10 protein-coding genes are annotated in these 10,014 nt (G+C 55.9%); 8 read left to right on the top strand and 2 right to left on the bottom strand.

The window, feature by feature from the left end; genetic code table 11:
• A partial coding sequence (locus EF096_RS09150; RefSeq protein ID WP_148079643.1) for an electron transfer flavoprotein subunit beta/FixA family protein occupies positions 1-708 on the top strand: 708 nt, incomplete at its 5' end.
• The gene (locus EF096_RS09145; protein WP_123889318.1) at positions 709-1,638 is read left to right on the top strand and encodes an electron transfer flavoprotein subunit alpha/FixB family protein; all 930 of its coding nucleotides are present in this window, start codon (positions 709-711) and stop codon (positions 1,636-1,638) included. It begins immediately after the preceding gene.
• Positions 1,639-1,807: 169 nt separating this feature from the next.
• On the opposite strand, the gene EF096_RS09140 is transcribed toward EF096_RS09145, so the two are convergent.
• The gene (locus EF096_RS09140) at positions 1,808-2,557 is read right to left on the bottom strand and encodes a UDP-2,3-diacylglucosamine diphosphatase (protein ID WP_123889317.1); all 750 of its coding nucleotides are present in this window, start codon (positions 2,555-2,557) and stop codon (positions 1,808-1,810) included.
• Between the two features lie 14 nt (positions 2,558-2,571).
• Positions 2,572-3,066, bottom strand: coding sequence for a peptidylprolyl isomerase (locus tag EF096_RS09135; protein WP_123889316.1), 495 nt, complete (start codon positions 3,064-3,066; stop codon positions 2,572-2,574).
• Positions 3,067-3,232: 166 nt separating this feature from the next.
• On the opposite strand from EF096_RS09135, the gene EF096_RS09130 reads away from it, so the two are divergent.
• From EF096_RS09130 to EF096_RS09105, 6 genes are all read left to right on the top strand, one after another.
• Entirely contained in the window at positions 3,233-4,900 is a 1,668-nt protein-coding gene (locus tag EF096_RS09130; protein WP_123889315.1) for a glutamine--tRNA ligase/YqeY domain fusion protein, read from the top strand.
• Entirely contained in the window at positions 4,900-6,285 is a 1,386-nt protein-coding gene (cysS, locus tag EF096_RS09125; protein WP_123889314.1) for a cysteine--tRNA ligase, read from the top strand. Before EF096_RS09130 ends, cysS begins: the two co-directional genes overlap by 1 nt.
• Before the next feature lie 2 nt (positions 6,286-6,287).
• Positions 6,288-7,073 (top strand): SDR family NAD(P)-dependent oxidoreductase, encoded by a 786-nt coding sequence (locus EF096_RS09120; RefSeq protein ID WP_218565743.1) that lies wholly within the window; start codon positions 6,288-6,290, stop codon positions 7,071-7,073.
• Between the two features lie 564 nt (positions 7,074-7,637).
• Positions 7,638-8,477 (top strand): metal-dependent hydrolase, encoded by an 840-nt coding sequence (locus EF096_RS09115; protein ID WP_123889313.1) that lies wholly within the window; start codon positions 7,638-7,640, stop codon positions 8,475-8,477.
• Between the two features lie 75 nt (positions 8,478-8,552).
• A complete protein-coding gene (locus EF096_RS09110; RefSeq protein WP_123889312.1) occupies positions 8,553-9,686 on the top strand; it encodes an NAD(P) transhydrogenase subunit alpha in 1,134 nt (377 codons plus the stop codon).
• On the top strand, positions 9,686-10,012 hold the full coding sequence (locus EF096_RS09105; protein ID WP_177412322.1) for an NAD(P) transhydrogenase subunit alpha: 327 nt from the start codon (positions 9,686-9,688) through the stop codon (positions 10,010-10,012). The genes EF096_RS09110 and EF096_RS09105 overlap by 1 nt, the downstream gene beginning before the upstream one ends.
• Positions 10,013-10,014: the final 2 nt, after the last annotated feature.

Genomic DNA, 10,014 nt, shown 5'->3' with positions numbered 1-10,014 from the left:
GTCAAGGTTCGCGTCAAAGCGGATAACTCCGGCGTCGATCTCGCCAACGTCAAAATGTCGATGAACCCCTTCTGCGAAATCGCTGTAGAAGAGGCCGTTCGCCTGAAAGAAAAAGGCATCGCGACTGAAGTCATCGCTGTCACCGTCGGCCCGACTGCGGCCCAAGAGCAGCTGCGCACCGCACTGGCATTGGGCGCTGATCGCGCTGTGCTGGTCGAGTCTGCCGACGACCTGAGCTCGCTGGCGATCGCCAAGCTGCTCAAGGGTGTTGTCGATAAAGAACAGCCCCAGCTGGTCATCCTCGGCAAGCAGGCTATCGATTCCGACAATAACCAGACCGGCCAGATGCTGGCTGCACTGAGCGGTTACGCGCAGGGCACCTTCGCTTCTGAAGTCACCGTTGATGGCGAGCACGTCAAGGTCATCCGTGAAATCGACGGCGGTCTGCAGACCGTTGATCTCAAGCTGCCGGCCATTGTTACCACCGACCTGCGCCTGAACGAGCCACGCTATGCGTCGCTGCCCAACATCATGAAGGCCAAGAAGAAGCCGCTGGAAACCCTCAAGCCGGAAGACCTGGGCGTTAACACCAGCTCTACCGTGACCACCCTGAAGGTTGAAGCTCCGGCCGCTCGCAGCGCCGGCATCAAGGTCAAGAGCGTCGACGAACTGGTCGATAAACTCAAGAACGAAGCCAAGGTGATCTAAATGACGATTTTGGTTATTGCTGAACACAACAATGCCGAGCTGAACGCAGCTACCCTGAACACCCTGGCTGCGGCCGCGGAGATCGGTGGTGACATCGATGTACTGGTTGCTGGCGAAGGTTGCTCCGCTGTTGCTGACGCCGCTGCCAAGGCTGCTGGTGTAAGCAAGGTGCTGCTGGCTGATAACGCCGCTTACGCGCACCAGCTGCCGGAAAACATCGCGCTGCTGGTTGCCGAACTGGGCAAGAACTACAGCCACATCCTGGCTGCCGCCAGCACCAACGGTAAAAACTACCTGCCGCGCGTTGCTGCGCTGCTGGACGTTGATCAGATCTCCGAGATCATCGCGGTTGAAAGTGCTGACACCTTCAAGCGTCCGATCTATGCCGGTAACGCCATTGCCACCGTGCAGTCCAGCGCCGCAATCAAGGTGATTACTGTGCGTCCGACAGGCTTTGACGCCGTTGCAGCCGAAGGCGGCAGCGCCAGTGTAGAAGCGGTTGCTTCTGCGCAAGACGCAGGTGTTTCCAGCTTTGTAGGTGAAGAGCTGGCCAAGTCTGACCGTCCTGAGCTGGCCGGTGCCAAGATCGTCATCTCTGGCGGTCGCGGTATGCAGAATGGCGACAACTTTGAAATGCTGTACAAGGTTGCCGACAAGCTGGGCGCTGCAGTAGGTGCATCACGTGCCGCGGTTGACGCCGACTTTGTACCGAACGACATGCAGGTTGGTCAGACCGGTAAGATCGTTGCGCCGCAGCTGTACGTCGCGGTCGGCATTTCTGGCGCCATCCAGCATTTGGCTGGTATGAAAGACTCCAAGGTGATCGTTGCGATCAACAAGGATGAAGAAGCGCCAATCTTCCAGGTAGCGGATTACGGTCTGGTTGCAGATCTGTTTGAAGCAGTACCTGAGTTGGAAGCTAAGCTCTAAGCCGCAGGCTTAGAGCAGCCGCAAGCTTCAAGCGGCAAGCTGCAAGAAAAACCCCGGTCTCGCAAGAGCCGGGGTTTTTCTTTGGGTTTTGCTTGAAGCTTGAAGCTTGCGGCTTGCGGCTTGCGGCTTGTAGCTTGTAGCTTGTAGCTTGTAGCTTGTAGCTTAGAGCTTACAGCTTGCCGCTTGAATCGGCCGCCCCGAGCGCGAATGACTCAAGATGGTAGCCGCTTTCATCTACCAGCAAATACCAGCCAGCCTGATCCCAGTCGCCCAGTACAATACGCTCGGCGGGCGCGCCGTCGATCATTAGCTGATGTCGAGCGGGTCGGTGGGTGTGGCCGTGGATGAGGGTGCGAACGCCTTGATTGCGCATCACTTCGGCGACTTGCCCCAGATTAACGTCGGTGATGTCTGCTGCCTTCATTCGCGTTCGGCTTTGGCTCTCGTCGCGTAGCTTGCGGCCGATTTTTTTTCGCGTTTTCAGCGGCAGGTTGCGCAGGGCAAAGCGGCTGACCGGGTTGCGCAGCCATTTGCGCATTCGCATGTAGTCAAGATCATCGGTACACAGGCTATCACCGTGCATCAGTAATACCGGCTCGCCGTTGAGTTGCACTATGCTCGGGTCACGCAACAAAGTGCATTTTGCCTGGCGACAGAATCGTCGCCCCAGCAGAAAGTCGCGGTTGCCGTGCATAAGATAGATTTGCGTGCCCTGATCGCTGAGACTGGCGAGTGCTTCGGCTACCTGCTGGCCGAGCTCGTCCATGGCATCATCACCGAGCCACACCTCAAAAAAATCGCCAAGGATGTAGAGTTCATCGACGGCACTCGCTTGATCATGCAGGCATTGCAAAAACGCCCGGGTAATATCCGGGCGTTTTGCTTCTAGATGCAGATCGGAGATAAACAGATAGCGCATCTGGATAAATTAACTCAGTCGATCAGCTCTGCACGCTCAATCACTACGTCATCAGCTGGCACATCCTGATGGCCGCCACGTGAGGTGGTGCTGACTGCTTTGATTTTTTCAACCACGTCCATGCCGTCGGTCACTTTACCGAATGCAGCGTAGCCCCAACCTTGAGAGGTTTTTGCGCTGTGGTTCAGAAAGTCGTTGTCGGCCACGTTGATGAAGAACTGTGCGCTGGCTGAATGCGGATCAGGGGTACGTGCCATGGCAACGGTGCCTACTGCGTTGCTGACGCCGTTGTCAGCCTCGTTCTCGATCGGCGCACGGGTATCCTTCTGGCTCATGCCGGGTGCAAAACCACCGCCCTGAACCATGAAGTTGGGGATTACGCGGTGAAAGATAGTGCCGTCGTAATGACCATCCTTGACGTATTGCTTGAAGTTTTCGACTGTTTTAGGGGCTTTATCAGCAAAGAGTTCAAGGGTGATAACGCCGTAATTTGTATGCAGTTTGACCATCTGGCAGTCCTCGGGCAAAAAAAATCTGGGTGAGTATAGTCACGCTGAGTGCGTCGCTGCATTCAGGCGCTTGACAGTTTCGGGTATGATACGGGTTTTGGCCAACTCGGCCTAGCCAAAATCCGTGATGCCTCAGGCTTCACCCGTAGCGAGTTTTGCTGACCTTATGAATAAACCCGAAGCCACGCCGCCCAGCCATTTCCTCCGTCAGATCGTCCAATCCGACCTGAATGATGGCAAGCACAACCGCATAGTGACCCGTTTTCCGCCAGAGCCTAATGGCTACCTGCATATCGGTCACGCCAAATCCATCTGTCTGAACTTTGGCCTTGCCAAGGAGTTTGGCGGAGCGTGCAACCTGCGTTTTGATGACACCAACCCAGCCAAGGAAGAGCAGGAGTACATTGATGCGATCAAGCAGGACGTAGAGTGGCTGGGCTTTGAGTGGGCTGGCGAGGTGCGCTATGCCTCCGATTATTTCGATCAACTGCATGCATGGGCTATTGAGCTTATCAAGTCCGGTAAAGCCTACGTCTGCGAGCTGTCGCCTGAGCAGGCGCGCGAGTACCGTGGTTCACTGACCGAGGCGGGCAAGAACAGCCCGTTCCGTGACCGTAGTGTGGAAGACAACCTTGATCAGTTCGCGCGCATGACCGCTGGCGAATTTGCTGATGGTGTTAAGGTTCTGCGTGCCAAGATTGATATGGCCGCGCCCAATATGAACCTGCGTGATCCGATCCTGTACCGTATACGTCACGCGCATCACCACCAGACCGGTGACAAGTGGTGCGTTTATCCGAGCTATGACTTCACCCACGGCCAGTCGGATGCAATTGAAGGCGTAACCCACTCGATCTGCACCCTGGAGTTTGAAGATCACCGTCCGCTTTACGAGTGGTGCCTGAACAATCTGCCCGTACCTGCCAAGCCCCGGCAGTACGAGTTTGCTCGTCTGAATCTGAATTACACGGTAACGAGCAAGCGTAAGCTCAAGCAGTTGGTTGATGAAAAGCACGTAGACGGCTGGGATGATCCGCGCATGTCGACCATCAGTGCCTTTCGCCGTCGCGGTTATACGCCTGCGGCTATCCGCGAATTCTGCGAGCGTATCGGCGTGACACGCTCAGACGGCGTGGTAGATATGGGCGTACTCGAGTTCTGCATTCGTGATGACCTGGACGCCAACGCGCCGCGGGCCATGTGCGTGCTCAAGCCGCTGAAAGTCACCATTACCAACTACCCGGAAGACAAGACCGAGCTGCTAAGTCTGCCGCGACACCCGAAGCAGGATATTGGCGTGCGCGAGTTGCCCTTCGAGCGCGAAATTTATATCGACCAGGACGATTACATGGTTGATCCGCCCAAGGGCTACAAGCGTCTGGTTCCGGGCGGCGAAGTCCGCCTGCGTGGCAGCTATGTGATTCGCGCAGATGAGGCGATCACTGATGCCGATGGCAATATCGTTGAGCTGCTGTGCTCTTACGATCCAGATACGCTGGGTAAGAACCCGGAAGGTCGCAAAGTTAAAGGTGTCATCCACTGGGTACCGGCAGCCGCCAGTGTCGAGTGTGAGGTGCGTCTTTATGATCGCCTGTTCAAAACGCCTAATCCTGACAAGGGCGAAGAGGGCGCTGGATTCCTGGACAACATTAACCCTGAATCGCTAGTTGTGCTTAAAGGCTGCCGCGCCGAGCCATCGCTGGCATCTGCCGGGGCCGATGAGCGCTTCCAGTTCGAGCGCGAAGGTTACTTTTGCCTCGACTCCAAGGATGCTACTGCCGAGCACCTGGTATTCAACCGTACTGTCACCTTGCGCGACTCCTGGGGTAACTGATGGCGCTGACGATCTACAACACGCTGAGCAAGACCAAAGAGACCTTTAAGCCGTTGATCGGCAATCAGGTGCGGATGTACGTGTGTGGCATGACCGTATACGACTTCTGTCACATTGGTCATGCGCGCGTCATGGTGGCGTTTGATGTGGTCTCACGCTGGTTTCGCCACAGCGGCTATGACCTGACCTACATTCGCAACATTACCGACATCGATGACAAGATCATTCGTCGCGCGAACGAGAATGGCGAGACCTTTCAGCAACTGACCGGTCGGATGATCGACGCCATGCATGAAGACGAAGCACGTCTGAACGTACTGCGGCCAGATCAGGAACCCAAGGCCAGCGAGCATATTCAGGGCATGCACAGCATGATCCAAACGCTGATCGACAAGGGTTTCGCTTATGCCCCGGGTAACGGCGATGTTTATTACCGCGTCAGCCGTTTTGCCGATTACGGCAAGCTGTCGCGCAAGAAGACCGAAGACCTGCGCAGCGGTGCGCGGGTTGAAGTCGACGAGGCCAAGGAAGATCCGCTGGATTTCGTGCTCTGGAAAGCCGTCAAACCGGGTGAGCCTAGCTGGGCCTCACCCTGGGGTGAGGGCAGGCCCGGATGGCACATCGAATGCTCGGTGATGTCGACCTGCTGCCTGGGTAACACCTTTGATATTCATGGTGGCGGGCCGGATCTGGTCTTCCCCCACCATGAAAATGAGATTGCCCAAAGTGAAGCGGCGACCGGTGAGCAATATGCTGCGTCCTGGATGCATGCCGGGGCGGTGCGGGTTGATGGCGAAAAGATGTCCAAGTCCCTTGGTAACTTTTTTACCATCCGTGAGGTACTGGAAAAATATCACCCCGAGGTAGTGCGCTATCTGCTGGTATCCAGTCATTACCGCAGCGCGATTAACTATTCCGAAGACAACCTCAAGGAAGCCAAAGGCGCGCTGGAGCGCTTCTATCATGCGCTCAAAGGGCTGCCACAGGCTGAGCCTAAAGGTGGCGAAGTGCTTGCCGCGCGCTTTGCCGCAGCCATGGATGATGACTTCAACACCCCAGAGGCCTGTGCCGTGCTGTTCGATATGGTGCGCGAAGTCAATCGTCTCAAAGAGTCGGATCTAGGGGCTGCTGCATCCTTGGCGGCACGTGTGCAACAACTGGCTGACGTACTGGGCGTCTTGCAGCTCGAGCCCGATGCCTTTCTGCAGGCCGGTGCTGCCGGGAAGATCGACTCAGCCGGAGTGGAGGCACTGATTCAGGCTCGTTTGCAGGCGCGTGCCGACAAGAACTGGGCAGAGTCTGACCGTATTCGCGACGAACTCACAGCCATGGGCGTGGTATTGGAAGACGGTAAGGGCGGTACAACCTGGCGGCTGGCTGAATAGTCATGCCGCATAGCATGACGGACCTCAAGGGGCGTGTAGCCCTGGTGACCGGTGCCGGTAGTCCCGACGGCATCGGTTTTGCCACGGCAAAGATGTTTCACGCGGCCGGTGCCAAGGTGGTGCTGACCTCGACCACCAACCGGATCTTCCAGCGCCAGAATGAGCTTGATCCAGAACGGCAGCACAGCCTGGCGTTTGTCGCGGATCTCACCCATCCTGAGCAAGCTGCAGAGCTGATAGATAAGGTTATGGAGCGCTTTGGCCAAGTTGATATTCTGGTCAACAATGCCGGTATGATTCAATCCGGAATTGATGCCCCCGTGGGTGAACTATTCCACAAAATGCCATTTCAGCACTGGCAGCGCGAGATCGATCTTAATCTCAATACCTGCGTGCATATCAGCCAACTGGTACTGCAGCACATGTTGCAGGCTGGCTTTGGGCGCGTGATCAATATTGCTTCGGTCACCGGCCCCCTGGTTACTTTTCCCGGGACGGCAGGCTATAGCGCCGCCAAATCTGCCATGGTGGGTTTAACCCGCTCCATCGCACATGAGGTGGCCGGTCAGGGGATTACGGTTAACGCGATTGCGCCCGGCTGGATTGAAACACCGTCCAGCTTGCCAGCAGAACTGGACGCAGGTCGACGGACACCGGTAGGGCGCCCCGGCCGGCCTGAAGAAGTGGCTCGGGTAGCGCTTTTTCTTGCCAGTGAGGGGTGTAGCTATCTGACCGGGCAAATGCTGGTCGTCGATGGCGGAAACTCGCTGCAGGAAATGAAGGGCTGAAAAGCCTTTGGTGCCACGTGTAAAAAGACGCAGATCCGCAGCACAGGTCTGCGTCTTTACCGCCTTGAATACCCTATATCAGAACTGATTTTCTCCTTCACCTCAGGTTAATTATTTGCCTTGAGCTCTGCCTCCTCGCTCGCGTCGCGCTGCGCCACATGATTCTAGGTCAACCTCACTGCGGCACCTGACAGCATCAAGTATCGCGATCAGATTAATGGTTGCCATCAAGCCACTGGACGCATCAGCGGCGTTGAATACCAGGTCAAAAGACACTGTCAGGAAGAGAAAATGCTACCCGCGCAAGGCGACTTGAATAAGCCAGGAAAAGCGCATTTAAAATATAGATTACTACGCCCATCAAAGCCCCAAGCGCAAGTGATGCTCATCGAAGCATTTAGCCAAGGTAGGTGGAGGCAGAAAGACAATGTGCCAGCAACAGGCGAAATTAAACGGCTTGTGTTTCATTTCGCCTGAGCAGAGGATAGGACAGAGCATATAAAGAGTGGTGGCGCGCGCTACCCCCTATAAAAACGATTGCACCAGCTTCCCTCGAGGTGACCTATGACTGCACTACAGCCGGAAGGTTTGAGCATCCAGCCCCGCCGTATCGATTTTGCCCTACCTGACGTCTTGCCCCGTCACTGGCACGGTGCGGATGCGTTCAAAACCCATTTTTTCAATTCAATGTCGATCCTCTTCCCTGATGGTGAACGGTTCTTCATTGATTCCGTGCGTCACTATCGACCGCAAATTCACGACCCAGAACAACTCGCGCTGATCAAGGGCTTTATTGGGCAAGAAGGTCATCACAGTCACGAGCATATTGAATATAACCGGCGTCTCAGTGATCTTGGGTATGACGTAGAGAAGCTGACGCGGCCAGTACAGCATCGCATTCGTTATGCCAATAAGCACTTCAGCCCTGAGCGCCGTTTAGCCGCGACCGTCGCCATGGAGCATTTTACCGCCATCATGGCCGACGCTGTGCTCCGTGACCGGGGGTGGTTTGATGGCGCTATTGAGCCGATGCAGCGTATTTGGCGTTGGCACGCGCTGGAAGAAACCGAGCACAAGGCGGTAGCCTTTGATGTTTATATGCAAGTCTGCGGTGATCGCAAGTTACTCCGTGCTGCGATGCGGCAATCCACTTTCTTTTTCCTCAAGGATGTTACCCGAGGCATGTGGCACATGCTCCGACGTGACGGCGAACTCAGCAATATAACCATGTGGCGACAGGGGATGCGCTGGCTGTGGGGGAAGGGGGGCTTTTTCTCCAGTCTCTGGGGCGCTTATCGTGATTTTTACCGTGAGGACTTTCATCCTTGGCAGCACGACAACCAGCGATTGATGCGCCAGTGCCAGCAAGAATTCACTGTTAACGAGACACCTGCATCAATCTGAGGCAAATGGGACTTTTGTCGTATTACAATTGCTCTTGGGCTATGATATTCGCCATTTCGCCGATGAGGAGTCTTTATGTCCATCCCTTTGTACATACCCAAAGAGACCCGAGAGCATGAAAAGCGCGTTGCGCTAGTGCCTTCTGTGGCCGCCAAGCTACAGAAGCTAGGGCTCGATATAAGCATAGAAGCCGGCGCCGGCAGCGCCGCACGCATCCCCGATAGCGCCTACACCGAAGCAGGGGTAACCCTGGGGTCAGCCGAGGGCAAGCAGCTGTTTTTCCGCGTTCAGCCGCCGACTGTTGAGGAAGTGGCGCAGATGCCCGAAGGCGCTGTGCTATGCAGCTTTATCTATGCCCAACGCGAGCCTGCGGTCGTCAAGGCACTGCAGGAGCGAAAAATCACCTGCTTCGCTATGGAACTTATTCCACGCATCACTCGCGCTCAAGCCATGGACGCACTTTCGTCTCAAGCAGCCCTCGCCGGTTATTACGCAGCCTTGTTAGCGGCCACTCACTTGCATCGAATCTTGCCCATGATGACCACGGCCGTCGGCTCGTTACGTCCGGCGCGGATTCTGGTCATGGGCGCTGGCGTTGCTGGCCTGCAGGCACTGGCGACCGCCAAGCGTTTGGGTGCGATGATCGAAGGCTACGATGTACGCCCTGAAGTCAAAGAGCAGGTGCAGTCTGTAGGTGGCAAGTTCGTCGATACCGGCGTCAATGCAGTGGGTGAGGGCGGCTATGCCCGCGAATTGACCGATGAGGAAAAAGAGCAAGTCGACGCGGTTCTGACTCGCCATATTCAGCAGGCCGATGCGGTTATCACCACGGCGTCCATTCCAGGTAAACCGAGCCCGAAGATTCTCAGTGAAGCTCAGATCATGGGAATGAAGGACGGTTCTGTCATCATCGACCTAGCTGCAGAAGGCGGCGGTAATACCCCGCTGACCAAACCCGGTGAAACCGTGGAAGTGGGGCCTGCGACTATCGTCGCGCCGCTTAACATTGCCAGCCACCTGGCGGAGCACGCCTCTGAACTCTACTCACGTAACCTGCTTAGTCTCGTTACCCTGATGATTGATGAAGGCGAGCTTAAGTTGGACTGGGAAGACGAGGTGCTGGCCAAAAGCGTCCTCACCCACGACGGCGATATTCGCAATGCCGCAGCCCGTGAAGCGGTCGAGAACCAGACACAAGGAGCTCTCTAATGGAAATTACTACCACCATTACCGGCTTTGTTGCCCTCTATATCTTTTTGCTGGCTGCCTTTGCCGGCTATGAAATCATCGGCCGTGTGCCAGCGATTCTGCACACGCCGCTCATGTCCGGCTCCAATTTCGTGCACGGCATTGTTGTCGTCGGCGCTATGTGGGCTCTGCTGAATGCGGGTACTACGCTGGAACAGGTCATCGGCTTTGTTGGTGTACTGCTAGGCGCTGGCAATGCGGCCGGGGGCTATGTGGTTACCGAACGCATGCTGGAAATGTTCAAACCCAGCAGCAAGGCTGCATCTTCAGCAGATGACAAGGAGTAAGC

This window comes from Pseudomonas neustonica (assembly GCF_003797945.1).
Lineage (GTDB): Bacteria > Pseudomonadota > Gammaproteobacteria > Pseudomonadales > Pseudomonadaceae > Halopseudomonas > Halopseudomonas neustonica.
The sequence above is the reverse complement of the archived record's forward strand: the minus strand, read 5'-3'. Positions and strand labels throughout refer to the sequence as shown.

Excerpts from the sequence above, each read along its gene's own strand:
- EF096_RS09145 (WP_123889318.1), top strand. The coding sequence starts at position 709 with ATGACGATTTTGGTTATTGCTGAACACAACAATGCCGAGCTGAACGCA.
- EF096_RS09140 (WP_123889317.1), bottom strand. The coding sequence starts at position 2,557 with ATGCGCTATCTGTTTATCTCCGATCTGCATCTAGAAGCAAAACGCCCG.
- EF096_RS09135 (WP_123889316.1), bottom strand. The coding sequence starts at position 3,066 with ATGGTCAAACTGCATACAAATTACGGCGTTATCACCCTTGAACTCTTT.
- EF096_RS09130 (WP_123889315.1), top strand. The coding sequence starts at position 3,233 with ATGAATAAACCCGAAGCCACGCCGCCCAGCCATTTCCTCCGTCAGATC.
- cysS (WP_123889314.1), top strand. The coding sequence starts at position 4,900 with ATGGCGCTGACGATCTACAACACGCTGAGCAAGACCAAAGAGACCTTT.
- EF096_RS09120 (WP_218565743.1), top strand. The coding sequence starts at position 6,288 with ATGCCGCATAGCATGACGGACCTCAAGGGGCGTGTAGCCCTGGTGACC.
- EF096_RS09115 (WP_123889313.1), top strand. The coding sequence starts at position 7,638 with ATGACTGCACTACAGCCGGAAGGTTTGAGCATCCAGCCCCGCCGTATC.
- EF096_RS09110 (WP_123889312.1), top strand. The coding sequence starts at position 8,553 with ATGTCCATCCCTTTGTACATACCCAAAGAGACCCGAGAGCATGAAAAG.
- EF096_RS09105 (WP_177412322.1), top strand. The coding sequence starts at position 9,686 with ATGGAAATTACTACCACCATTACCGGCTTTGTTGCCCTCTATATCTTT.